Consider the following 22,886-nt stretch of genomic DNA (forward strand, 5'->3'; position numbering starts at 1 on the left):
GGTCAGCGTGCTTCCGCCACCAGTCGGGTGAGCCGCGCCACGAGCCGCTCGAGCGGGCCGCGTCCCAGGACCGCCCGCCACGTCATCGCGAACAGCACCGAGCCGACGGCGAACCAGCCCCACGCGGTCGCGGACTCCGGGTACTCGGGCAGCGCCGCGATGACGACGAGGTGGCCGGCGTACACGGTCAGCGGCATCGACCCGACCGCCGCGAGCGGGAACGCGACCCGGGCGACCGTCCGACCACGTCCGTCGAACACGAGCGTGCACAGGGCGACGACCGCGACGGCGATCCCGGCCGTCGCCACGACGTCCACGACCGAGGACGAGTGGTCCCGGGGCGACGCGAAGTACTGCGCGAGCACCTGCCCCGGTGTGCTGTCGTCCGGAGCGTACGGCAGCCCCGGGAACGCGTACTCGGCGTCCGCCGGGACCGGGGCGACCAGGTTCCCGACCACGTAGGCGGTGGCGGCGACCAGCGCGCCGGACGCGAGGAGCAGGACCTGCCGGACACGATCCTCCAGACCGCTCCTGGCGACCGCGAGTCCGACCAGGACGTACGCCAGGAACGTGACCACGGGGTAGACCAGCCCGAGCTGCACCCCGAACATGCCGGCATCCGCGTAGAGCGGGACGACCGCGAGGGCAGCCACCGGCGACGCGAGCGCACACACCGCGGCGAGGACGAACAGCCACCGTGCGCGCAGCCGCAGGACCGGCACGACGAGCAAGAAGAGCGCCCCGTAGGTCGGCAGGATGACGTAGACGGGCGTGTCGAGCGCCATGAGCAGCAGCCCGATCGCGACCACGACGACCGCGCGGACCGCGAGCCGTGCGCGGACCCGGCCGATCGCCGGCGCTCCGGGCGGAGTGGTGCGGCCGCTGGTCAACCCGATCGACACCCCGGCGAGGACCGCGAACAGCGTCGACGGCCGGCCGTTCGCGACGGCGGACCACGTCGCGCCGTCGGCCCAGTCGAACGCGTCCGCGACGCCGCCGACGTGCGCGGCCATCATGCCGAGCAGCGCGAGGGCGCGCGCCACGTCGACGCCCTGCAGCCGTCCGGGCGCGACGAGCACGCCCCGCATCGCGGCGGGCGGTGCGGGGCGGGCGGTGGTCATCGCGGTGCGGGGCGCGCGGTGGTCGTCGGGGCGGTCAGCTCGTCGGCTGGTCGACGCGACGGAGCGACACGTCGACCATCTCGTCGCGCGGGACGACCTTGATGCGCTCGCGACCCTCGGCGCCGCCGAGTGCCTGCTCGTGCTCGTCGAGCGCGTGCCAGCCGTCGAGGTCCGTGAACTCCACGCCGCGCTCGCGGAGCAGCGCCGGGACAGCCTCGGGCGACGGGTCGGCCGGGCTCCACCACGACGCCTGGTCGGTGACGATGTGCTGGACGGTCTCCATCGCGTCGGACTTGGTGTGTCCGATGAGCCCGACGGGTCCGCGCTTGATCCAGCCGGTGGCGTAGATGCCGGGGAGCTGGTGGCCGTCGGCATCGAGGACCTGGCCCTCGTGGTTCGGGATGACACCGGTGCGCTCGTCGAACGGCACGCCCGGCAGCGGGGACCCGAAGTATCCGACCGCGCGGTACACGGCCTGCACCGGGAGCTCGCGGACCTCGCCGGTGCCCTCGACCCCGCCGAGACCGTCGGGGCGGGTGCGCTCGTATCGGATCGCCGTGACGTGGCCGTCCTCGCCGACGAGCTCGAGGGGCTTCGCGTAGAAGTGCAGGTGCAGGCGGCGGCTGGCGGTGCCGGTCTCGCGCTGGCGCCACTGCTCGAGCACGCGGTTCATCACCATGACCTGCTTGTTCGTGGCGATGGCGGTCTTCGAGGCCTCGTCATGGTCGAAGTCCTCGTCGTACACGACCATGTCGACGTCGCGGAGCTCACCGAGCTCGCGGAGCTCGAGCGGCGTGAACTTCACCTGCGCCGGACCGCGGCGGCCGAAGACGTGCACGTCGGTGACGGGGCTGGCCTTGAGGCCGTCGTAGACGTTCGCGGGGATCTCGGTCGGCAGCAGGTCGTCGGCGTGCTTCGCGAGGATGCGGGAGACGTCGAGGGCGACGTTGCCGTTGCCGATCACCGCGACGCTCTCGGCCGTCAGCGGCCAGGTGCGCGGGACGTCCGGGTGCCCGTCGAACCAGCTGACGAAGTCCGCCGCGCCGTAGGAGCCCTCGAGCTCGACGCCGGGGATGTCCAGGTCGGCGTCCTTGATGGCACCCGTCGAGAAGAGCACCGCGTGGTAGTGCTGCTGCAGGTCGTCGAGCGTGATGTCCTCGCCGAACCGCACGTTGCCGAACAGCCGGACGACACCGCGGTCGAGCACGTCTCGCAGCGCGTTCACGATGCCCTTGATGCGGGGGTGGTCCGGTGCGACGCCGTAGCGGACCAGGCCGTACGGCGCCGGCAGCTGCTCGAACAGGTCGATCGAGACGTCGAAGCCGCGGGCCTCCCGCAGCAGGATGTCCGCGGCGTAGATGCCGGCGGGACCGGCGCCGACGATGGCGAGTCGGAGGGTGGTCACTGGTGTCTCCAGTTCGTTCGTGCGGGGTGCTGCCGGGGGTGTCGGCTGGTGTGCCGGCGAGGTCATCGGCTCCGCTCGACGACCGACTCGGCGAAGCGGGTGAGTGCGCGCTTCACGGTGCCGTCGGGCAGCGGGGCGAGGGCCTCGACGGCTTCCTCTGCCCAGCGCACGGCGACGGCGCGCGTGGCGGTGGTCGCCTGGTGCGCCCGGAGCGCGGCGACCGCTGACTGGTACGGCGTGGAGTCGACGGCGTCGTCCGGGGCGTCCTTGACGTCGCGTTCGATGCGGCCGAGCAGCGCGGCGGCCTCAGGGTCGTCGCCCGCGAGTCGACGGAGCTGGAGCAGCGGCAGGGTGTCGACGCCGGCGCGGAGGTCGTTGCCGGCGATCTTGCCCGTCTTGTCCGTCGCGGGCGCGAGGTCGATCACGTCGTCGACGAGCTGGAACGCGACGCCGACCTTCTCGCCGAAGGTGCCGACGGCGTCGAGGTACGCCCGGTCGGCGCCCGAGAACATCACACCGGCTCGGGCCGCGGTGGCGATGAGCGAGCCGGTCTTGTCGCTGAGCACCTGGATGTAGTGCTCGACGGGGTCGTCCTCGGGCTGCGGGCCGGTGGTCTCGTGGAGCTGCCCCATGCAGAGGCGCTGGAAGGTCTCGGCCTGCATCCGGATGCCCTCGGTGCCGAGGTCCGCGGTGATGAGGCTCGCGCGGGCGAACAGCAGGTCGCCCGTCAGGATGGCGACGTTGTTGCCGTAGGTCACGTGTGCCGCGGGGACGCCGCGGCGCACCGGGGCCTCGTCCATGACGTCGTCGTGGTAGAGCGACGCGAGGTGCGTGGTCTCGATGCTCACCGCGGCCTTGACCACGGCGTCCGTCACGCCCTGGCCGAGCTGCGCGATGAGGAGCGTCAGCGTCGGGCGGATCCGCTTGCCACCGGCCGACAGCAGGTAGCGACTCGTCGTGTCGGCGAGGGTGTCGGTGGACCGCATCGCGACCTCGAGCTGCTCCTCGACGAGCTCGAGACCGTCGTCGACGGCGGTGATGAAGCGGCGCTCCGACGGCGTGGCGAAGAGTCGCTCGCCGATGCCCAACGACGCGCGGAGACTCGGTGCGCGACGTGCGACCGGGACGCTCGGGTTCAAGTGCTGCTCCGTGTTCGGGGGTGGGGGCCGTCAGGCGTCCGTGCCGGGCTGCTCGGCGCCGGGGTCGACCACGCTGGGCTGCTCGCCCGTGTGCTGGTGCTCCCGACGGGCCTTGGCACGGCGGGCCACCGACTCGCGGACGGTGCCGGCGACGGGCTTCCGGCCGCGGTGCAGCGCGACGATGCCGGCGGTCAGGTTGCGGTGCGCGACCATCGTGAAGCCGACGCCGCGCAGCCACTGGCTGAGGACCTGCTGGTCGGGCCAGGCCTCGATGGACTCGGCGAGGTAGCGGTAGGCGGCCGGGTTGCTGCTCGACAGCCGCGCGATGCCCGGGAGCACGCGCTTGAGGTAGGCGCCGTAGCCGAAGCGCAGCAGCGCCATCGGCGGGGTGGAGAACTCGCAGATCACGACGCGTCCGCCGGGCTTGAGCACCCGGAGCATCTCGGTGATGGCCTGCATCGGGTCGTTCACGTTGCGGAGGCCGAACGAGATCGTCACGGCGTCGAACGAGTCGTCGTCGAAGGGCAGGTGCTCGGCGTCGCCCTCGACGAAGGTGATCTCGGGGTGGCGCTCACGCCCGACGGCGATCATGCCCGCGGACAGGTCGAGCGCGGTGACCTCGGCACCCTTCTTGGCGAGGGCAGCAGCGCTCGTGCCCGTGCCCGCGGCGATGTCGAGGACGCGCTCCCCCGGCTGCGGGTCGACCGCACGGACCGTCGCGACGCGCCACAGCGGGGCGTTGCCCGCGGACAGGATGTCGTTCGTGAGGTCGTACTTCGCGGCGACGTCGTCGAACATGGCCGCCACTTCAGCCGGCTGCTTGCTCAGGTCCGCTCTGCTCACCGCACCATCCTAGAGGTCGCGCCCGAGGGTGTCCCCGACGCCGGGCCGGGGCCCGTGCACCCCGTCCGCGCGTACGATCGGTGCGTGACCCGAACCACCACGGCGGCTCCCACGCTCACGGTCTCGACCCGCATCCTCGACGATCCCGGCGACGTGCTGCGGCACACCCTGCGGGACGCTCCGCTCGCGTTCGTGCGGGGCGGCGACGGCATCGTCGGGATCGGCGAGGCCCTGCGCTTCGAGTTCTCCGGCGCGGACCGGATGCGCGACGCCGCCGCGGTCTGGCGGGACGTCGTCGGCAGCGCCGTGGTCGACGACCCGGTGCAGCTCCGCGGGACCGGGCTCGTGGCGTTCGGCTCCTTCACCTTCGCGGACGACTCCACCGAGCGCAGCGTGCTGGTCGTTCCCCGGGTGGTCATCGGCAAGCGCCGCGGCAAGGCATGGCTCACCGCCGTCGACACGACCCCGGACCCGGCTCCGCTCGCGTTCACCCGGACCTCGGTCCCGGTGCCCGCGGTGGGTGGGCACGTCTCGGTCGCCTTCGGCCCCGGCCGGGTCGACGAGGACACCTACGCCGCGAACGTCGCCGAGGCCGTCCGCCGGATCACCGCGGGCCGCGCCGACAAGGTCGTGCTCGCGCGCGACCTCGTCGGCACCCTGCCGGACGGCGCCGACCGCCGGGCGATCCTGCTCGACCTCGCCGCCGCCTACCCGCAGTGCGTCACGTTCGCCGTGGACGGGCTCGTCGGCGCGACACCCGAGACCCTCGCCCGGACGGACGGCACCGAGCTGTCCGCGCGGGTGCTCGCCGGCAGCGCCGCGCGCGGGACCGACCCGGTGTCCGACCGCGCCGCCGCCGAGGCCCTGGCGTCGAGCGCGAAGGACGTCGAGGAGCACGGCTTCGCGATCGCGAGCCTGCTGGCGGCGCTCCGACCGATCGCCACCGACCTGCGGGCCGACCCGGAGCCGTTCCGGCTGCAGCTGCCGAACCTCTGGCACCTCGCGACCGACGTGCGCGCGACGCTCCCCGCCGGGACGACCTCGCTCGACGTCGCCGACGCGCTGCACCCGACGGCCGCGGTCGCCGGGACGCCGACCGACGTGGCCGTGCGGCTCGTCGCCGAGCTCGAGGGCGTCGACCGGGGCCGCTACGCCGGACCCGTCGGTTGGCTCGGGGCGAACGGCGACGGCGAGTGGATGCTCGCGCTCCGCAGCGCTCGCATCGAGGACGACGGGACCGTCCGCGCCTGGGCCGGCGCAGGCATCGTCGCCGGCTCCGACCCGGCGCGCGAGGTCGCCGAGACGGCGCTCAAGTTCCGCCCGGTGCGCGACGCCCTGGCCTGAGCGCGCGCCGGCAGGCGGGCGGGTGCCGATCCGCGCGTCGGGTGCCGATCCGCGCACGGGAGACCGATCCGCGCGTGGGCAGTCGTTCCTTCCGGCCTCCGACGCGCGGATCGGCTTCCCATGTCGGGTGCGATGGGCAGGAACGTCACCCGCGTGACCGCCCCCGGACGGGAGGATCGTGGCGGGCCCGCACCGTGCCTCCCGTCCGGTGCCACCCGGCCACACGGCGGACGCGAGACGCCCGCGTCCGCGCGAGACGCACCGCCACACGCGAGACGCCCCCGGATCCGGCGGCGTCTCGACGCGACCGGACCGTCTCGACGAGACGAGACGAGACGAAAGCCCACGAGCGGGCTCCGGCCCGTCAGCCCAGCGGTACCTCAACCACCAGTCGCTGCGCGGGATCGGTGAGCACCGCCTCGAGGTCACCCCACGTCGCCGCCCGCCGGTAGGACCACCCGAGCCCCGTCACCACGCGCTCGACGTCCACCTGCTGCGGCGTCGTCATCATCCGGCGCATGTCCTGCTCGGGCGTGGTCGCGGCGACCTCGAGGCCGCGGAAGATCGCGCCCCCGCCGTCGTTCCCGACCACGACCTGCACGCGGTGCCGCCGCTCCTCGGTCCCGGTGACGAACGCGCCGAGATCGTGCAGGAACGTCAGGTCCCCCACGAGCACCCGCGTCGTGCCGATCGAGTCCGGTGACCGGTCCAGCGCCGCCGCGATCCCGAGCGCCGTCGACACCGTGCCGTCGATGCCCGCGAGCCCGCGGTTGGCGTGCACCCGGAGCTTCTTGCCGGCGACGTGCGCGTCCGCGACCCGGATGAGCTGCGAGGCGCCGAGCACGAGCCGGTCGTGCGGCCACGTCGCACCCCAGACCGCCTCGACGAGCATCTCGCGGTCGACCGCGCGGCGGCGCAGCGCGACCTCGTCGCGCAGGAATCGGTTGCGCTCGGTCCGGTCGGCGGACCGCTTGGCGTCCAGGTCCGGACCGGCGTCGCCGTCGCCGAGGAGCGCGCGGCTCGTCGCCACCCAGCGCCCCACCCACGCCCGGTGTGCCGGGGTGGTCCGGCCCGTCACGCGGACGTCGGACACGAAGGTGGTCTCGGCGGACGGACGGGAGGCACGGGCCGGGTCGTACGGGTCGGCCCCCCGTCCGCGGACCACGACCGTCTCGACGTCGTCGCGCTGCAGGAGCGCGGGGACCTCGCGGCTGAGCGTGGGGTGTCCGAGCACGACCGCGCGGCGGACCGCACCACCGAAGTCGGCGTCGCGGAGCAGGTCGCGGTAGGCGACGACGAGGTTCCGTCCGAAGCGCGCCCCGCTCGACACCTCGGCCAGCAGCGGCGCACCGAGCTCCCACGCGATCCGCTCGGCGTCCTCGCCGGCGTCGTGTCCTGCGACGACGACGGTCCCGGGGACCTCGTCGGGTGCGAGCTCCGCGACGGGCAGGTCCGTGTGCACCCGGCGCCGGGCGTGCTCGAGGTCGACCTCGTCGTCGGGGACGCCCTGGACGTCCTCGGCGCGGAGCCCCGCGGACAGCGGCTCGCGGAAGGCGACGTTGAGCTGGACCGGACCCGGCTGGCCGGTGTGGCCTGCGGCGACCGCGACGGCCTCGCGCGCGAGGGACCGGACGGCGTCCTGGTCGACCCCACCCGCGGTCGGCGCCTGCACGTCCCGCACGAAGGCGACCGCAGGGCCGAACAGCCCCGGCTGCACGGTCGTCTGGTTGCTGCCGATGCCGCGGAGCTCGTCCGGACGGTCGGCGCTGAGCACGACCATCGGTACGCCGGAGTGGTGCGCCTCGAGCACGGCGGGGTGCAGGTTCGCGACGGCGGTGCCCGAGGTCGTCACGACCGCGGCGGGCCGGCCGCTCTCGACGGCGAGCCCGAGGGCGAAGAACCCGGCGGTGCGCTCGTCGAGCCGGACGTGCACCGTGACCCCGCCGGCCCGTTCGAGGGCGACGGCGGCGAGGGCGAGGGCCTGCGAGCGTGAACCCGGACTGACGACGACGTCGGTGACGCCGGCGCGCGCGAGGGCGCCGAGGAGCGCGAGGGCGAAGTCGGTCGCCGGGCTGCCGGATCCCGCAGGATCGTCAGCGATCGGCGGGGCCGTCGTCGTCACGCTCGTGGAACTGTTCTTCGAGGTCTCGGAGGGTCTCGTCGTCCTGGTCCTTGTCCGTGCGGTGGGGCTCGGGGGCGCGGGGGCCACCGAGGAAGTCCGGGTCGTCTTCGGGTCCACGGTAGCGGGGGCCCGGGCCGCTGGCCGCCGGGGCCCGGCCGAGCAGGAACCACAGCACGGCGCCGAGGATGGGCAGGACGAGCACGAGGAGGATCCACCAGCCCTTGCGGAGCGACCGGATGCGCTGCCGGGGCATGGTCGCGCAGTCGATGACCGCGTAGACCGTGAAGGCCACGGCGGCGACGACGACGATCAACCACAGACGGACCATGGGCGGAGTCTAGGTTCGGCACCTGGGATGCGCCTGCCCGTCAGCCGCCGTGCGCCGTGGGGTCCGTAGACTCGTCGGGTGAAAGCGTGGCTCGTCTACACCCTGGCCCGGCTCGGCATCTTCGCCGTGGCCCTCGTCGTCCTGTTCGTGATCGGTCTGCCCTGGTACTGGGCGACGATCGGTGCGGCGCTCATCGGCCTGCTCGTCTCGTACATCGCGCTCCCGGGACTGCGCGGCCAGGTCACCTCGAGCCTCGCGTCCCGTCGGCCCCGCAAGGAGCACGACGCGGACAGCGACTTCGAGGACGACTTCGTCGACGCCGCCGACTCCGACTCCCCCGCGCCGCGTCCGGTGTCCGATGCCGAGCGGCACGAGGTCCGTCGGGAGTCCGGCGAGGAGTGACTCGCCGCCACCGGCCGGGCCCGGCGTCGCTGGGGCCTGACCGCCGCAGCGGCCGCTACGGCTGGACGGCGAGCGTGACGCCGAGCACGACGCCGTAGGCCAGCGACGCGAAGGACGACAGCTGGAGCGCGGTGATGAGCTCCCGCGGCTTCCGCGACGACACCCCGATCGCCAGCGCCGGCAGGGCCAGCAGCAGCGAGAAGTACGCGAAGCCGGTCCGGAAGTACAGCAGCGTGAACCAGAGCAGCGCGACGTAGGGCAGCAGCAGGAACAGCGCGAAGAGCACGCGGGCCACCGGACGGCCGACGACGACCGCGAGGGTGCGCTTGCCCGCCTGCTGGTCCTCGTCGATGTCGCGGATGTTGTTCACCATGAGGACCGCGCACGCGAACAGGCCCGCGGCGACGGCCGCCGCCCACCCGCTCGTCGTGACGGCACGGATCTGCACGAACTCGGTACCGAGCACGGCGACGAGCCCGAAGAACACGAAGACGAACACCTCGCCGAGGGCGTTGTACCCGTAGGGCCGCTTGCCCCCGGTGTAGAACCAGGCGGCGACGATCGCGGCGGCGCCCACGAGCAGCAGCCACCACAGCCCGGTGAGCACGACGATGACGAGACCTGCGATCGCGGCCAGGCCGAAGAACGTCAGCGCGACGGTGAGCACGGTGCGCGGCTTCGCGAGCCCGGCCCCGGTCAGACGCGCGGGTCCGACGCGGAACTCGTCGGTGCCTCGGACGCCGTCCGAGTAGTCGTTGCTGTAGTTCACGCCGATCTGCAGGAACAGCGCGACCGCGAGGGCGAGCAGGGCCACGACGAGGTGGTGGTCCTTCGCCAGGTACGCGCCGAAGTCGCCGGGTTCGCCGCTGTCGACGAACGCGACGCCGGTCCCCAGGACGACCGGGACGACGCCGAGCGTCAGGGTGCGCAGGCGCGCCCCGCCGATCCAGTCGCGTGCGGTCGCGCGCCGCTTCGTGCGCTGCGGGGCAGCCGCCTTCGCCGGGTTGCCGCTGCGGCGCTTCGCCGGGGTCGTGTTCTTCGTACGTGCCACGGCCGACCATCGTACCGACGTCGACCGGGAGGCACGGCGCACCTCCCCACGCCGGCCCGGCCCGTCAGGCGGCCCGGCCCGTCAGGACGCGGGGTCCGTCAGCCGGCAGGGTCGGCGATCGCGCGCACCGCCCGGCGGTCCGGCTTGCCCGACGCGAGCATCGGCAGGCGGTCCACGACGACGACGTCGGCGGGCCGGGCGGCCCGACCGAGGGCGTCGCCGACGCGGGCGCGCACGGTGTCCAGGTCGAGCGACCGCTCCGTCACGACGACGGGCACCTCACCCCACTCCGCGGACGCCCGGCGCGTCACCACCGCGCCCTCCTGTCCGGCGATGCCCCGCACGATGCGTTCGACCGCACCGAGCGGGACCTTCTCGCCACCGGAGATCACGACGTCGTCGAGCCGCCCGAGCACGCGGACGCGGCCGTCCTCGACCTGCCCGGCGTCGCCCGTCCGGTACCAGCGGAGGCCGTCGCGCTCCGTGAAGGTCCGCGACGTCCGCTCGTCGTCGCCGAGGTACCCCTCGGCGAGCACCGGCCCGGCGAGCAGCAGCTCCCCGCCGTCGACCGCGGCCCGCACCGGCCCGAGGGGCACGCCGTCGTACACGCAGCCGCCGCTCGTCTCGCTCGCGCCGTAGGTCGTGACGACGCGGACCCCGGCGGCACGGGCACGCTCGCGGAGGGGCACCGGGGTAGCCTGCCCGCCGACGAGCACCGAGTCCAGGGTCGCCGCGGCCGCGGTCGCCCGGGGGTCGTCGAGCACCCGCGCCAGCTGCACCGGGACGAGCGAGGTGTAGCGCCGCGGGGCGGCCGGACCGACGTCGAGCCGGTCGACCGCGTCCGCGAACGCCGCGGGGTCGAAGTGGCCGGCAGGCAGCACGACCGGGGTCGTCCCGGCCGTGATCGACCGTGTCAGGACGTTGATGCCGGCGATGTAGTGCGTCGGCAGCGCGAGGAGCCAGGCACCAGGTCCGCCGAGGGCCGCGTCCGCGGCCGCCGCTCCCGCGAGGACGGCGTCGGACGACAGCGCCACCCGCTTGCCGGTCCCCGTCGAGCCGCTCGTCTCGACGACCAGGGCGACCCGCTGCTCGACGTGGGACGGTGGTGCGGTCGGCAGGGCCGGGGCGTCCTCCGCGACGGGGAGCAGCGCGGGGCCGCCGGCGAGCGCTGCCTCCAGGCCGCGCAGCACGGCCGACGGGTCGGACGCCCCCAGCGCGACCAGCGGACGGGCCATCAGAAGTGCCAGGGGAAGGCGGTCCAGTCGGGCTCGCGCTTCTGCAGGAACGAGTCGCGGCCCTCGACCGCCTCGTCCGTGCCGTAGGCGAGGCGCGTGGCCTCGCCCGCGAAGACCTGCTGGCCGACCATCCCGTCGTCCACCGCGTTGAAGGCGTACTTGAGCATCCGGATCGCGGTCGGCGACTTGCCCAGGATCGTCTCGCCCCACGCGATGGCCTCGCGCTCCAGGTCGGCGTGCGGCACCACCTTGTTCACCGCACCCATCTCGTGGGCGCGCTGGGCGGAGTACTCCTCGGCGAGGAAGAAGACCTCGCGCGCGAGCTTCTGGCCGATCTGGCGGGCGTAGTAGGCGCTGCCGTACCCGCCGTCGAACGAGCCGACGTCGGCGTCGGTCTGCTTGAACTTCCCGTGCTCGGCACTGGCGATCGTCAGGTCGCAGATCGCGTGCAGCGAGTGCCCGCCGCCGGCCGCCCAGCCGGGGACGACCGCGATGACGACCTTCGGCATCATGCGGATGAGGCGCTGCACCTCGAGGATGTGCAGGCGGCCCATCGACGCCTGCGCCGCGGCGGGGTCGACGCCCTCGGGCGGGGCACCCTCGTCGCCGACGTACTGGTAGCCGCTGCGTCCGCGGATGCGCTGGTCGCCGCCGGAGCAGAACGCCCACCCGCCGTCCTTCGGGCTCGGGCCGTTGCCGGTGAGCAGGACGACGCCGACGCGGGGGTCCTGGCGGGCGTCGTCCAGGGCGCGGTACAGCTCGTCGACCGTGCGGGGACGGAAGGCGTTCCGGACCTCGGGGCGGTCGAAGGCGACGCGGACGATGCCCTGCGACACGTGCTTGTGGTACGTGATATCGGTGAAGTGCTCCGCGATCGGAGCCGCGGTCCAGACGTCGGGGTCGAACAGGTCGGAGACGGGGGCGGGCATGCCTCCACCGTATCGCCGTCGCCCGGGCAGGCGGTCGTGCTCGTGCTGGTGGTGCGTCGGGCCGCGTCGTGCTCGTGGTGCGGCGTGCTCGTGGTGCGGCGTGCTCGTGGTGCGTCGGGCCGGTCACATGGTGGTGAGCGCTTCGGGCGCCACCACCACCAGCAGGACGATGAGGATCACCGGGTTCGCGAAGAACGCAAGGACGACCCCGATCGCGCCGTACCAGCGGCCGAACGACCCGACCGCGGCGACGAAGCCGAGCACCGCGGCGATCAGCGTCAGGAACACCACGACGAAGCAGATGCCGAACGCGAAGGTGGTGTCGCCGCCCATGAACACCGCGAAGGCGCTGGCGTCCACCGCAGCCGAGACGATCGCGAGGCCGAGGGCGATCTTGCCGGCCATCGGGTTCTTGCGCCGGCGGGCCCGCTGCGCGAGGGTCCGGGCGTCGACGGTGTTGCGCTGCATGAGGCGCTCGAAGTCGCTCGTGCCGCTCCCGGCCGGACGGGCGCCCACCCGCTGGTTCGTGGCGCCGCGGGCCTGCTTGCCCTGCGCGGCTCGGAGCTGCTTGTCCGGCGCCGTGCGGACCTGCTTGTCCTGCGTCGTGCGGGCCGGTGCGGGGGCGGGTCGCCGCTGCGCGCTCGTCGCGGGCGCGGCTGCTCGCTGCGCGCGCTGCTGCGGTTCCGGCGGCACCGGCCCTCCATTCGTCACAGGGTGCGTCGCGGTCGTCGCCGCGACGTCGGTCACGTGGTGCACGTGCGTCCGCGCTGGCCGACCGTCGCATGCTAATGGCCGGCCCTGGCGGTCCGCTCCGAGGAACCGGCGGACGCGCTGGACGTGTCCGGACCGTGACCTGCGGCGGGGGCCGAGCGCGCTCACAGTCCCTGCGGGAGGATGGACCGTGCTCCCCGACCTCGCCGACCTGACCGCCGACGCCCACGTCGTCGCCCTGCCGATGCGGGTGCGCTTCCGGGGCACCACCATCCGCGAGGCCCTCGTGCTCCGCGGCCCCGCCGGTTGGACGGAGTTCTCGCCGTTCGTCGAGTACGACGACGCCGAGGCCACCGCGTGGCTCCGCGCGGCGATCGACTTCGGCTGGACCGACCACGAACCGGCGGCCGACTCCGTCCCGGTGAACGCCACCGTCCCGGCCGTCCCCGCCGACCGCGTCGCCGAGGTCCTCGCCCGCTACCCCGGGTGCACGACCGCGAAGGTGAAGGTCGCCGAACCCGGGACGACCTTGGAGGACGACGTCGACCGGGTCACCGCGGTCCGTCGTGTGATGGGTCCGGACGCCGCCGTCCGGGTCGACGCGAACGGCCTGTGGACCGTCGACCAGGCTGTCCGGGCGCTCGAGTCCCTCGCACCCTTCGACCTGCAGTACGCCGAACAGCCGGTCCGGACCGTCCCCGAGCTCGCCGACCTCCGCCGCCGGACCTCCGGGCTCGGGGTCGCGATCGCCGCCGACGAAAGCGTCCGTCGCGCCGCCGATCCCCTCGCGGTGGCACGGGCCGGCGCTGCCGACGTCCTGGTCGTGAAGGCGCAGCCGCTCGGGGGCGTGACCGCTGCGCAGCGGGTCGTCGCGGAGGCCGGACTGCCCTGCGTGGTGTCCAGCGCGCTCGACACCTCGGTCGGGCTCGGGATGGGGGCGTTCCTCGCGGCTGCGGCGATGTCCCCAGGCTACGCCGCCGGCCTCGGCACGGCGGCGATGTTCGAGGCCGACGTGACCGCGACCCCGCTCCTGCCGGTCGGCGGGCGCGTCGCCGTCCGGCGGGCCGAGGTGTCGGTCGAGCTGCTCGAGCGGCACGCCGCGGCCCCGGAGCGCCGGGCGTGGTGGCTCGACCGGCTCCGGCGGACGCACGCCCTGCTCGCCGCGGCCTGACCCGCGGGCGGCGGCCCGTGCGCCCTTGTGGCGCGCCGAGCGGGCGCCGAGTGGGCAGGACACGCCGCGCGCGTTCGCCGCGCGGGCGCATTCCGTCGCCGGGCGACGTCGAGCGGCCCAGATGTGGCCCGCTCGAGCGCACCCCAGCCCGAGCGAGCACGCGACCGCCGGGCCGCACCCGTAACGGACGGGAGGCGCGGTGCCAGCCGGCACCGCGCCTCCCGTCCGTCACGGATCCTGGTCCGTCACCGCACCCGACGGCTCACAGGCCGGAGTAGCTGTGCAGCCCCTTGAAGAACACGTTCACGACGGCGAAGTTGAACATCACCGCGGCGAACCCGATGAGCGCCAGCCAGGACGAGCGCGCCCCGCGCCAGCCGCGCGTCGCACGGGCGTGGATGTACCCGGCGTAGAGGGTCCAGATGATGAAGGTCCAGACCTCCTTCGTGTCCCAGCCCCAGTAGCGGCCCCACGCTCGCTCGGCCCAGATGGCACCGGCGATCAGCGTGAAGGTCCAGAGGACGAAGCCGACCAGGATGACCCGGTAGCTCAGGACCTCGAGCCGGTCGGCGTCCGGCAGGGTCTCCATGAACCGCAGCTTGGTCGCGAGACCGCGGCTCTGTCGGGACGTCTGCACGAGCTGCGCCACCGCGAGCCCGGCGCCGAGGGCGAAGAACCCGGTCCCGGCGATCGCCACGAACACGTGGATGACGAGCCAGTACGACTCGAGCGCCGGCACGAGCGGCCGGACGGGCACGTAGTAGTTCACCGTGGCGATGCCGAGCAGGATGATCGTCAGGCCGCTGATGAAGACACCGAGGAACTTCAGGTTCTGCCAGAACTGCACGAGCAGGAAGATCAGCGTGATGAGCGCCGTGCCCGTGAGCGAGAACTCGAACATGTTGCCCCACGGCACACGGTCAGCCGCGATGCCCCGGAGGACGACCGCCCCGACGTGCAGCACGAGCGCGAGGATCGTCACGGCCATGCCGACGCGCTCGAACTTCGTGCCGCGGTCCGACCGATCAGCCGACTCGGCGACCTTCTCGAGCACGACCGTGCCGCCCTGGACGGTGGCGACCGTCCGCTCGGCCGCCGCGGTGGACGCCCCGGCAGCGGCGGCGGTGACCTCACCCGAGCGCTTCGCCATGTCCAGCGCGAACGCGATGAACGCGATGACGTACACGGCGATCGCCGAGTAGGTCAGCACGACCGAGTAGGTCGCGAGGTTGGTCGTCATGTCCGGGTTCACGCAGGGATCCTAACTCCGAGGTCCGACAGGTGGCGTCGAGCGATGTCCGCGACCGCTCGTTCGAGGTTGGGGTCCTCGCCGCGGGCGAGCCCGGCGTACTCCAGGTCGTACTCGCCGTGTTCCGCACCGCGACGCGGGACCGCCTTCACCCACACACGTCGGCGCGGGACGAACAGCGAGGTGAGCAGACCGAGCACGGCGAGGACCGCGAAGCCGGCGACGAAGAGCTGCGACGGGTCGTGGTGCACGTCGAGCGACACGTAGCGCTTGACGCCGTCGAACGTGATCGAGCCCGTGCCGTCGGGGAGCTCCTTCGACTGCCCGGGCTTCAGCTCGATGCTCGCCGCCTTCGACTGGCGTCCGGCGATCTGCTCGAGCCCGCTCGTGTCGAGCGAGTAGACGCTCTGCGGGACGCCGCTGTCGAGCCCCAGGTCGCCGCGGTACACCTGCAGCGTCAGCAGCGGGTTCTGCGCGTCCGGGTAGGCGCTCGCGAACGCACCGGAGCCGAGCTTCGACGCCGTCGGGTAGAAGAACCCGACCATGCCGAGCTGCGACGGCTTCGCGTCCGGGACCTTGATCACACCGGTGGACGTGTAGTTCGCGTCCTCGGGCAGGAACGGCACGACGTCCTTGAACGCCACGTTCCCGTCGCCGTCGCGCACCGTCACCTGCATCGCGTAGCCGTTGCCGAGCAGGTACACGTTGGTGCCGCCGATGGACAGCGGCTCGTTCACGCCGAGCCGCTCCGTGCGCTCCTGCCCGTCCTTCTGGCGCGCGGTGATCGTCGCCGAGTAGTCGAGCGCCTGGCCGAGTGCGTCGAGGTTGCGTTCCTCGTACGTCGTGGTGAACTTGTCGAGCGTCAGGTTGTAGCCCTGCAGGTCGGACTGGGTGAACCAGCGACCCGGGTTGAACGAGTCGTAGGAGCCGAGGACGTTCGAGAACGTCTGGCCCTCGACGAGCAGCCGCTGTCCGGTGTAGCTGAAGCCACCGCCGAGCCCGACGGCGACGAGCACACCGACGAGGGCCGCATGGAACACGAGGTTGCCGGTCTCGCGCAGGTAGCCGCGCTCCGCGCTGACCGAGTCGCCGAAGCGCTCGACGCGATAGCCGGACCGCTTCAGGAGCGCGGCGGCTCGCGTCACGGCGTGGTCGACGGACGGGAGGCTCGTGGCCGCGTCCGTCGCACCGCCCACGTCGGTCGTCCGGTCGCCCTGGAGCGCCGCTGCTTCGACCGGGACGGAGCGGTAGCCCGCCAGGCGACCGAGCCGCACCGGGGTCCGCGGCGGGCGGGTGCGGAGGGCCTGCCAGTGGTGCTTCGTCCGCGGCACGATGCAGCCGATGAGGGACACGAACAGCAGCAGGTAGATCGCCGAGAACCACACCGAGGTGTAGGTGTCGAAGACCTGGAGCGTGTCGAGCACCGGGAAGAGCTGCGGGTGGTCGGCCTTGTACTGCACGACGCCGTTCGGGTCCGCGGTGCGCTGCGGCACGAGGGAGCCGGGGATCGCCGCGAGCGCGAGGAGCATGAGCAGGAACAGTGCGGTCCGCATGCTGGTCAGCTGCCGCCAGAAGAAGCGCAGGTAGCCGACGAACCCGAGCTTCGGCTGCGTCACCCCGCCGTCGGCGTCGTCCGCGGCCGCGGCGGCGGTGCTGTCGACGTGGTCGGACGGTCGCATGGGGTCGCCGCCGGAGACGGTGTCGTCGGGTGCGGTGGCGTCGGTCGCGGTGGCGTCCGTTGGGGCGTCGGCGCGCGCGGTGTCGTCGACGTCGCGGTCAGACTGCGGGGACAAAGCTCTGGATCACCGCCCCGAGACTCGACATGACGGCCGACCAGATGCCGGTGACCATGAGCAGACCGATGACGATCAGGATCGCTCCTCCGATGATGTTGACGACACGCATGTGGCGCTTGACGGCGCGGATCGCCCCGGTGGCCCAGCCGGCGCCGAGCGCCACGAGGACGAACGGGACGCCGAGGCCCAGGCAGTACGCGACGCCGAGCCACATGCCCTGCCAAGCGCTGCCCGACTGCACGCTGAGCAGGTTGATCGCGGCGAGCGTCGGGCCCAGGCACGGGGTCCAGCCGAGGCCGAACACGATGCCGAGGAGCGGCGCGCCGACGAGACCCGTCGCGGGCGTCCACGACGGCTTGAGCGTGCGCTGCAGGAACGTGAACCGGCCGACGAACACCAGCCCCATCGCGATGACCACGACGCCGAGCACCTGCGTGATGAGGTCGCGCCAGCGGACGAGCCAGAAGCCGAGCGCACCGAAGACGGTCGTGTACGCGACGAAAACGGCGGTGAAGCCGAGGATGAACAGCAGCACCCCGAGCACCACACGGCCGCGACGCTGCCCGCCCTCGGCGACGCCGCCGACGTACCCGAGGTAGCCCGGGACGAGCGGCAGCACGCACGGCGACAGGAACGACACGAGCCCTGCGAGCGCGGCCACGGGCAGCGCGACGACCATCTGGCCGCTGAGGATCGCGTCGGCGAAGGGGTTGCCGGACACGGGTCAGGAGGCCTTGCCGTGCAGCTCGTCGCCGACCAGGGTCTGCAGGATGCTCGGACCGTCGACCGCGCCGAGCACACGGGCGGCGACGCGACCCTGCTTGTCGAGCACGATCGTCGCGGGCACGGCGTTCGGGGCGATCTGCCCGGAGAGCGCGAGCTGCATCGTGCCCGTCCCCGCGTCGAGCACGTTCGGGTAGTCGACCTTGAAGGTGCGCTCGAACGCGGCGGCGGTACCGGCCTCGTCCCGGACGTTGACACCCACGAAGGCGACGTCCTGGTCGGCGTACTGGTCGTGCACCTGGTTGAGGTACTTCGCCTCGGCACGGCACGGCGGGCAGCCGGCGTACCAGAAGTTCAGGACGACGACCTTGCCGCGGAGCGCCTTCGACGAGATGGTGTCGCCGTCGGAGTCCTTCGCGCTGAACTCGACCGGGTCGGTGCGCTTGTCGGCGGCGACCTCGGTCACCGCGCCGTCGCCGGAGATGTAGTTCTGCGTGGTCCCGCTGCCGTACTGCTTGGACAGCGAGTCGTTCGACGACGAGCACCCGGCGAGCGCCAGGGCGGCGATCACCGCCGTCGCCGCGAGGGTGGCGAACCGGGTTCGGGTGGACATCAGACAGCTCCTTCGTCGACGGCAGATCCGCGCAACGCGTGCGCCGGGTCCGCGTACCCGACCTCGGTGAAGCGGCCGGACGAGGTGGCGGGCACACGCTCGACGGTCGTGATGCTGGACAGGTCGCACCGGCGCTTGCGCGGGTCGTGCCACAGGGGCTCCCCCGTGAGCTTGCGGTGCACCGTCCAGATCGGCAGCTGGTGGCTCACGAGGACGACGTCGCCCTCGTCGACGCTCTCCCACGCCGCGGTGACGGCGGCGAGCATGCGGTTCGCGATGGACTCGTACGCCTCGCCCCAGCTCGGGCGGAACGGGTTCGCGATCCAGGGCCACTCCGTCGGGCGACCGAGCGACCGCTTCGTGAAGCCGGGACGCTGCCCCTCGTACCGGTTCGTCGGCTCGATGAGGCGCTCGTCGAGCGAGACGTCGAGGCCGTAGGCCTGGGCCCACGGCGCTGCGGACTCCTGCGTGCGCTGGAGCGGGGACGCCACGATGCGGCGAACATCGACGCCGGCTTCCTTCCACGCGGTCGCCGACGCCGCGGCCATCCGGGCGCCGAGGTCGCTCAGGCCGAAGCCGGGCAGACGGCCGTAGAGCACTCGCCCCGGGTTGTGGACCTCGCCGTGCCGGACGAGGTGGATCCGTGTCGCGGGCATGGGTTCCAGTCTAGGTCGCTCCGCTGTTCCCACCCGCCCCACAGCGGATTCACGGATGCGGGGACGTTCAGCCGAGGCGCCCCGTCAACCGTCCGTGCAGGGCGACCGACCCGGTGTTGAGGTTCACGACCTCGACCGTCGAGCCGTGCTTCGCGAACCGCTGCTCCACGCCGTCGAGCGCGGCGACGGTGCTCGCGTCGAACACGTGCGCGTCGCTCATGTCGACGATGACGTGCTCGGGGTCCTCGGCGTACGAGAACCTGGTGACGAGGTCGTTCGACGACGCGAAGAACAGCGCGCCGCGGACCCGGTAGCGGACGGTGCGCTCGTCCACCGGCTCCCGCACGACCGTGACGAGGTGCGCCGCCCGCCGCGCGAAGACGAGTGCGGCGACGACCACCCCGACGAGCACGCCGGTGGCGAGGTTGTCGGTCGCGACGACCACCACGACCGTGATCAGCATGACGGCGGTCTCGCCGAGCGGCATCCGCCCGAGGGTGCGCGGTCGGATGCTGTGCCAGTCGAAGGTCGCGACGCACACCATGAGCATCACGGCGGTGAGCGCCGCCATCGGGATCTGCGCGACCAGGTCGTGCAGCACGATCGTCAGCACGAGCACCGAGACGCCGGCCACGAACGTCGAGATCCGGGTGCGCGCGCCGGCGGTCTTCACGTTGATGACCGTCTGGCCGATCATCGCGCAGCCGCCCGTGCCGCCGAAGAACGCGGACGCGATGTTCGCGATGCCCTGCCCCCAGGACTCCCGCCAGGCGCTCGACCGGGTCTCGGTGATCGAGTCGACGAGCTGTGCCGTGAGGAGTGTCTCGATGAGTCCGACGATCGCGACGCCGAACGCGTACGGCGCGACGATCTGCAGCGTCTCGAACGTGATCGGGACGGTGATCCCGCCGAAGCCGGGCAGTGCCGTCGGCAGGGCCCCCTCGTCGCCGACGGTCGGCACGGCGATGCCGAAGACGATCGTGATCGCCGTGACGACGACCACGGCGACGAGCGGCGCGGGGACGGCCTTCGTGAGGAACGGGAACCCGACGACGATGCCGACGCCGAGCGCGGTGAGCGGCCACACCACGACGGGCACATCCCCGCCGAACAGGTTCGGCAGCTGCGCGGTGAAGATGAGGATGGCCAGCGCGTTCACGAACGCGACGTTGACGCTCCGCGGGATGAAGCGCATCAGCCGTGCGACCCCGAGGAACCCGAGGACGAGCTGGAACACGCCGCCGAGCACCACCGCGGGGACGAGGTAGGCGATCCCGTGGTCGCGCACGAGCGGAGCGATCACCAGGGCGACCGACCCTGCGGCGGCCGAGACCATCGCGGGGCGACCGCCGACGAACGCGATCACCACGGCGATGACGACGCTCGAGAACAGCCCGACGGCGGGGTCGACGCCGGCGACGACCGAGAACGAGATCGCCTCGGGGATCAGGGCGAGCGCGGTGACGACGCCGGCGAGGACCTCGCGCGTCAGCATCCGCGGCGATCGGAGGGCATCGAGGACGCGCGGCGGCGTGGGGGCATGGGTGATCACGGTCATCGCGGGCAACCCTACCCTCACGTGAGGGTAGGGTTGGACGATGAGCGATGCCGGCCTCCCTGCGACCATGCACATCGGCGAGCTGGCCGAGCGTGCGGGGATGTCCCTCCGGACGATCCGGCACTACGACGAGGTCGGGCTCCTCGTCCCGAGCGGCCGCACCACCGGGGGCTTCCGCGTCTACACGGGCGACGACCTCGAGCGCCTGCTCGTGATCCGACGGATGAAGCCCCTCGGGTTCACCCTCGACGAGATGGCCGAGCTGCTCCGGGTCGTCGACGGCCTGCGCGACGCCGACCCGGACGATGCCAGGACCCGCGCCGCCCGACTCGACGCGTTCCTGGACGACGCCCGGGCTCGCCACGCGAAGCTCGTCGAGCGTGCCGGCATGGCGGAGGAGTTCATCGGGACGCTGAGCACCCTCCGCGCATCACTCCCGTGATGCCGGGAGCAACCCCGCCGCCACGAGCCGCGCGCGCTCACGCCGCGCAGCCCGGGTCTCCTCGAGGTGCCGGATGAGCGTGTCGTGCCGCTCGAGCACGCGTCGGGCGCGCCACGGCCGCAGCCGGTACTGCCGCCGGACACGCTCCCGGAACTCCTCCCGCCGTCGCAGGATGAGTGCGTCGATCGGGTCCTCCACCGTCATCTGCCGTTCCTTCCCGTGATGATCTCGAGCACGATGCTGCCGACGGTCGCGTCGTCCTCGCGAAGAATCTGCATGTCGTACATCGCTTCGGCGCTCGCGCAACCGAGTTCCGCGCGCCCGACGTCCGCGGCGCAGGCCTGGTCGACGGTCCAGACGAAGCGTGACCACGCACGGTCGCGCTCTTCCCTCGCTACGTCCCGACGCCACCGCACGACCGCCCAGCACCCGCCGACGACCCCCACCAGCAGCGTCAGCGTCGTCGCGACGAGCGCCGCCACGACCGTCGCCACCGCGAGGGGCGGCCAGGCCGCGAGCCCCACTCCCCCTGCCGTCACCCGGTCCCCTCTCGACTCGCGACCCGACCACGCACCCGACCCTACGGACCAGGCGGACCCGACCCGTGCCTCCCGTCCGGACCTGTGGAGGACCACCCGCGGAACCCTCCCTGTGGAGGAGGCCGTAGACTCGACGACCGTGATCGAACGCACCCGTATCGCCGACCTCGCCGCCCTCCCCGACGGCCCCGTTGCCGTCGCCGGATGGGTGGAGACCGTCCGTGACCAGAAGAAGGTCCAGTTCGTCGTCCTGCGCGACGAGACCGGTGCCGCGCAGCTGGTGAACCCGGCCACGCGCGAGGCGGAGGACGGCGACGACGCCGCCCAGGCCGCCCTCGGCATCACCAACGCGATCTCCGGTCTCGCCCACGGCACCTTCGTGCACGTGCGCGGCACCCTGAAGCACGACGAGCGCGTGAAGCTCGGCGGGCTCGAGGTCAAGGTCGGCTCGCTCGAGGTGGTGAGCGCCGCGATCCCGGAGACCCCGATCGCCGACGACTCCTCCCTGGACAAGCGGCTCGACTGGCGCTTCCTGGACCTGCGCAACCGGAAGCAGAACCTGATCTTCCGCATCCAGACGACGATGGAGCACGCGTTCCGCACGTACTGGGTCGAGCGCGACTACATCGAGATCCACACCCCGAAGCTGATGGCGTCGGCGTCGGAGTCCCGCGCCGAGCTCTTCCAGCTCGAGTACTTCGAGACGACGGCCTACCTGGCGCAGTCGCCGCAGAACTTCAAGCAGATGGCGCAGCCCGCCGGCTTCGGCGCGGTCTTCGAGATCGCCGACGCCTTCCGCGCGGACCCGTCGTTCACGAGCCGGCACGCCACCGAGTTCACGAGCGTCGACGCCGAGATCTCGTGGGTCGAGTCGCACGCCGACGTCATGGCCATGCACGAGGAGCTGCTCGTCGCCGGCTTCACCGCCGTCAAGGAGAAGTACGGCGAGGAGATCGAGGAGGTCTTCGGCTTCGAGTTCGTCGTGCCGACCGCCCCGTTCCCCCGCGTCACCCTCGCCGAGGCCCGGAAGATCGTGGCCGAAAGCGGCTACGAGGTCGTGCGCGCCGACGGTGATCTGGACCCCGAGGGCGAGCGCCGCGTGAGCGCCTGGGCGAAGGAGACGCACGGCTCCGAGTTCGTGTTCGTCACCGACTACGACGCCACGATCCGGCCCTACTACCACATGCGCCACGAGGACGACCCGACGCTCACGAACAGCTACGACCTGCTGTTCAACGGCGCCGAGATCTCGACCGGCGCGCAGCGCGAGCACCGCGTCGAGCGCCTCGCGGCACAGGCCGAGGAGAAGGGTCTCGACACCGCCGAGATCGACTGGTACCTCGACTTCTTCCGCTACGGCGTCCCGCCGCACGGCGGCTTCGGCATGGGTCTGGCCCGCGTGCTCATGCTCGCGCTGCACGAGCCGTCGATCCGCGAGGTCACGTACCTGTTCCGCGGGCCGACGCGGCTCACCCCGTAACCTGCGACGACACGAGAACGGCCGCCCTC

The 22,886-nt window shown here is 72.8% G+C and carries 23 protein-coding genes; 5 read left to right on the top strand and 18 right to left on the bottom strand.

The window, feature by feature from the left end:
* Nucleotides 1-2: 2 nt before the first annotated feature.
* From DEU32_RS05735 to DEU32_RS05750, 4 genes are all read right to left on the bottom strand, one after another.
* Nucleotides 3-1,121 carry a heparan-alpha-glucosaminide N-acetyltransferase domain-containing protein gene (locus DEU32_RS05735; protein WP_114849710.1) on the bottom strand — a complete coding sequence of 373 codons (1,119 nt, stop codon included), beginning with the start codon at nt 1,119-1,121 and terminating at the stop codon, nt 3-5.
* A gap of 34 nt (nt 1,122-1,155) precedes the next feature.
* Nucleotides 1,156-2,526, bottom strand: a complete 1,371-nt coding sequence (locus tag DEU32_RS05740; RefSeq protein ID WP_114849711.1) for an FAD-dependent oxidoreductase — start codon at nt 2,524-2,526, stop codon at nt 1,156-1,158.
* Nucleotides 2,527-2,588: 62 nt separating this feature from the next.
* Entirely contained in the window at nt 2,589-3,665 is a 1,077-nt protein-coding gene (locus DEU32_RS05745) for a polyprenyl synthetase family protein (RefSeq protein WP_114849712.1), read from the bottom strand.
* A gap of 30 nt (nt 3,666-3,695) precedes the next feature.
* Nucleotides 3,696-4,508 (bottom strand): demethylmenaquinone methyltransferase, encoded by an 813-nt coding sequence (locus tag DEU32_RS05750; RefSeq protein ID WP_114849713.1) that lies wholly within the window; start codon nt 4,506-4,508, stop codon nt 3,696-3,698.
* Nucleotides 4,509-4,592: 84 nt separating this feature from the next.
* On the opposite strand from DEU32_RS05750, the gene DEU32_RS05755 reads away from it, so the two are divergent.
* On the top strand, nt 4,593-5,852 hold the full coding sequence (locus DEU32_RS05755) for an isochorismate synthase MenF (RefSeq protein WP_114849872.1): 1,260 nt from the start codon (nt 4,593-4,595) through the stop codon (nt 5,850-5,852).
* A 364-nt stretch (nt 5,853-6,216) separates the two neighbouring features.
* Here the strand turns inward: DEU32_RS05755 and menD are convergent, their stop codons facing one another.
* On the bottom strand, nt 6,217-7,974 hold the full coding sequence (menD, locus tag DEU32_RS05760; protein WP_181819206.1) for a 2-succinyl-5-enolpyruvyl-6-hydroxy-3-cyclohexene-1-carboxylic-acid synthase: 1,758 nt from the start codon (nt 7,972-7,974) through the stop codon (nt 6,217-6,219).
* Entirely contained in the window at nt 7,946-8,302 is a 357-nt protein-coding gene (locus DEU32_RS05765; RefSeq protein WP_114849715.1) for a PLDc N-terminal domain-containing protein, read from the bottom strand. Before DEU32_RS05765 ends, menD begins: the two co-directional genes overlap by 29 nt.
* A 78-nt stretch (nt 8,303-8,380) precedes the next feature.
* Here DEU32_RS05765 and DEU32_RS05770 point away from each other — a divergent pair, with 78 nt between their 5' ends.
* The gene (locus tag DEU32_RS05770) at nt 8,381-8,704 is read left to right on the top strand and encodes a DUF4229 domain-containing protein (RefSeq protein WP_058742574.1); all 324 of its coding nucleotides are present in this window, start codon (nt 8,381-8,383) and stop codon (nt 8,702-8,704) included.
* A gap of 55 nt (nt 8,705-8,759) precedes the next feature.
* Here DEU32_RS05770 and DEU32_RS05775 read toward each other — a convergent pair whose 3' ends face one another.
* From DEU32_RS05775 to DEU32_RS05790, 4 genes are all read right to left on the bottom strand, one after another.
* Nucleotides 8,760-9,755 (bottom strand): 1,4-dihydroxy-2-naphthoate polyprenyltransferase, encoded by a 996-nt coding sequence (locus DEU32_RS05775; RefSeq protein WP_114849716.1) that lies wholly within the window; start codon nt 9,753-9,755, stop codon nt 8,760-8,762.
* A 98-nt stretch (nt 9,756-9,853) separates the two neighbouring features.
* Nucleotides 9,854-10,990: an AMP-binding protein gene (locus DEU32_RS05780; RefSeq protein ID WP_114849717.1), complete on the bottom strand. Its 1,137-nt coding sequence runs from the start codon at nt 10,988-10,990 to the stop codon at nt 9,854-9,856.
* On the bottom strand, nt 10,990-11,919 hold the full coding sequence (locus tag DEU32_RS05785) for a 1,4-dihydroxy-2-naphthoyl-CoA synthase (RefSeq protein WP_114849718.1): 930 nt from the start codon (nt 11,917-11,919) through the stop codon (nt 10,990-10,992). Before DEU32_RS05785 ends, DEU32_RS05780 begins: the two co-directional genes overlap by 1 nt.
* Before the next feature lie 123 nt (nt 11,920-12,042).
* Nucleotides 12,043-12,612, bottom strand: coding sequence for a hypothetical protein (locus DEU32_RS05790; RefSeq protein ID WP_141862289.1), 570 nt, complete (start codon nt 12,610-12,612; stop codon nt 12,043-12,045).
* A gap of 208 nt (nt 12,613-12,820) precedes the next feature.
* Here DEU32_RS05790 and DEU32_RS05795 point away from each other — a divergent pair, with 208 nt between their 5' ends.
* Nucleotides 12,821-13,801, top strand: a complete 981-nt coding sequence (locus DEU32_RS05795; RefSeq protein ID WP_114849720.1) for an o-succinylbenzoate synthase — start codon at nt 12,821-12,823, stop codon at nt 13,799-13,801.
* A 262-nt stretch (nt 13,802-14,063) separates the two neighbouring features.
* On the opposite strand, the gene ccsB is transcribed toward DEU32_RS05795, so the two are convergent.
* From ccsB to DEU32_RS05825, 6 genes are all read right to left on the bottom strand, one after another.
* A complete protein-coding gene (gene ccsB, locus DEU32_RS05800; RefSeq protein ID WP_114849873.1) occupies nt 14,064-15,041 on the bottom strand; it encodes a c-type cytochrome biogenesis protein CcsB in 978 nt (325 codons plus the stop codon).
* 8 nt (nt 15,042-15,049) lie between these two features.
* Complete coding sequence (locus DEU32_RS05805) at nt 15,050-16,729, bottom strand: cytochrome c biogenesis protein ResB (RefSeq protein WP_058742577.1); 1,680 nt, start codon at nt 16,727-16,729, stop codon at nt 15,050-15,052.
* Nucleotides 16,730-16,826: 97 nt separating this feature from the next.
* On the bottom strand, nt 16,827-17,525 hold the full coding sequence (locus DEU32_RS05810) for a cytochrome c biogenesis CcdA family protein (protein ID WP_114849874.1): 699 nt from the start codon (nt 17,523-17,525) through the stop codon (nt 16,827-16,829).
* Between the two features lie 45 nt (nt 17,526-17,570).
* Entirely contained in the window at nt 17,571-18,182 is a 612-nt protein-coding gene (locus DEU32_RS05815) for a TlpA disulfide reductase family protein (RefSeq protein ID WP_114849721.1), read from the bottom strand.
* Nucleotides 18,182-18,838: a histidine phosphatase family protein gene (locus tag DEU32_RS05820; protein WP_114849722.1), complete on the bottom strand. Its 657-nt coding sequence runs from the start codon at nt 18,836-18,838 to the stop codon at nt 18,182-18,184. Before DEU32_RS05820 ends, DEU32_RS05815 begins: the two co-directional genes overlap by 1 nt.
* 67 nt (nt 18,839-18,905) lie before the next feature.
* On the bottom strand, nt 18,906-20,396 hold the full coding sequence (locus tag DEU32_RS05825; protein ID WP_114849723.1) for a SulP family inorganic anion transporter: 1,491 nt from the start codon (nt 20,394-20,396) through the stop codon (nt 18,906-18,908).
* A gap of 40 nt (nt 20,397-20,436) precedes the next feature.
* Between DEU32_RS05825 and DEU32_RS05830 the strand changes: the two genes are divergently transcribed.
* Entirely contained in the window at nt 20,437-20,838 is a 402-nt protein-coding gene (locus DEU32_RS05830; protein ID WP_114849724.1) for a MerR family transcriptional regulator, read from the top strand.
* On the opposite strand, the gene DEU32_RS05835 is transcribed toward DEU32_RS05830, so the two are convergent.
* Together DEU32_RS05835 and DEU32_RS05840 are read right to left on the bottom strand one after the other, a co-directional pair.
* Entirely contained in the window at nt 20,827-21,042 is a 216-nt protein-coding gene (locus DEU32_RS05835) for a hypothetical protein (protein WP_114849725.1), read from the bottom strand. The genes DEU32_RS05830 and DEU32_RS05835 overlap by 12 nt on opposite strands.
* Nucleotides 21,039-21,377, bottom strand: a complete 339-nt coding sequence (locus DEU32_RS05840; RefSeq protein WP_147281416.1) for a hypothetical protein — start codon at nt 21,375-21,377, stop codon at nt 21,039-21,041. Before DEU32_RS05840 ends, DEU32_RS05835 begins: the two co-directional genes overlap by 4 nt.
* A gap of 139 nt (nt 21,378-21,516) precedes the next feature.
* Between DEU32_RS05840 and aspS the strand changes: the two genes are divergently transcribed.
* On the top strand, nt 21,517-22,857 hold the full coding sequence (gene aspS, locus DEU32_RS05845) for an aspartate--tRNA(Asn) ligase (RefSeq protein ID WP_114849875.1): 1,341 nt from the start codon (nt 21,517-21,519) through the stop codon (nt 22,855-22,857).
* Nucleotides 22,858-22,886 lie beyond the last annotated feature (29 nt).

Source organism: Curtobacterium sp. AG1037 (assembly GCF_003349855.1).
In the GTDB taxonomy this organism is placed as follows: domain Bacteria; phylum Actinomycetota; class Actinomycetes; order Actinomycetales; family Microbacteriaceae; genus Curtobacterium; species Curtobacterium citreum.

Coding starts and splice junctions, on each gene's coding strand:
- DEU32_RS05780 (WP_114849717.1), bottom strand. CDS start 10,990: ATGGCCCGTCCGCTGGTCGCGCTGGGGGCGTCCGACCCGTCGGCCGTG.
- DEU32_RS05820 (WP_114849722.1), bottom strand. CDS start 18,838: ATGCCCGCGACACGGATCCACCTCGTCCGGCACGGCGAGGTCCACAAC.
- DEU32_RS05825 (WP_114849723.1), bottom strand. CDS start 20,396: ATGACCGTGATCACCCATGCCCCCACGCCGCCGCGCGTCCTCGATGCC.
- DEU32_RS05815 (WP_114849721.1), bottom strand. CDS start 18,182: ATGTCCACCCGAACCCGGTTCGCCACCCTCGCGGCGACGGCGGTGATC.
- DEU32_RS05805 (WP_058742577.1), bottom strand. CDS start 16,729: ATGCGACCGTCCGACCACGTCGACAGCACCGCCGCCGCGGCCGCGGAC.
- DEU32_RS05735 (WP_114849710.1), bottom strand. CDS start 1,121: ATGACCACCGCCCGCCCCGCACCGCCCGCCGCGATGCGGGGCGTGCTC.
- DEU32_RS05835 (WP_114849725.1), bottom strand. CDS start 21,042: ATGACGGTGGAGGACCCGATCGACGCACTCATCCTGCGACGGCGGGAG.
- DEU32_RS05830 (WP_114849724.1), top strand. CDS start 20,437: ATGAGCGATGCCGGCCTCCCTGCGACCATGCACATCGGCGAGCTGGCC.
- ccsB (WP_114849873.1), bottom strand. CDS start 15,041: ATGACGACCAACCTCGCGACCTACTCGGTCGTGCTGACCTACTCGGCG.
- DEU32_RS05810 (WP_114849874.1), bottom strand. CDS start 17,525: ATGGTCGTCGCGCTGCCCGTGGCCGCGCTCGCAGGGCTCGTGTCGTTC.
- DEU32_RS05765 (WP_114849715.1), bottom strand. CDS start 8,302: ATGGTCCGTCTGTGGTTGATCGTCGTCGTCGCCGCCGTGGCCTTCACG.
- DEU32_RS05785 (WP_114849718.1), bottom strand. CDS start 11,919: ATGCCCGCCCCCGTCTCCGACCTGTTCGACCCCGACGTCTGGACCGCG.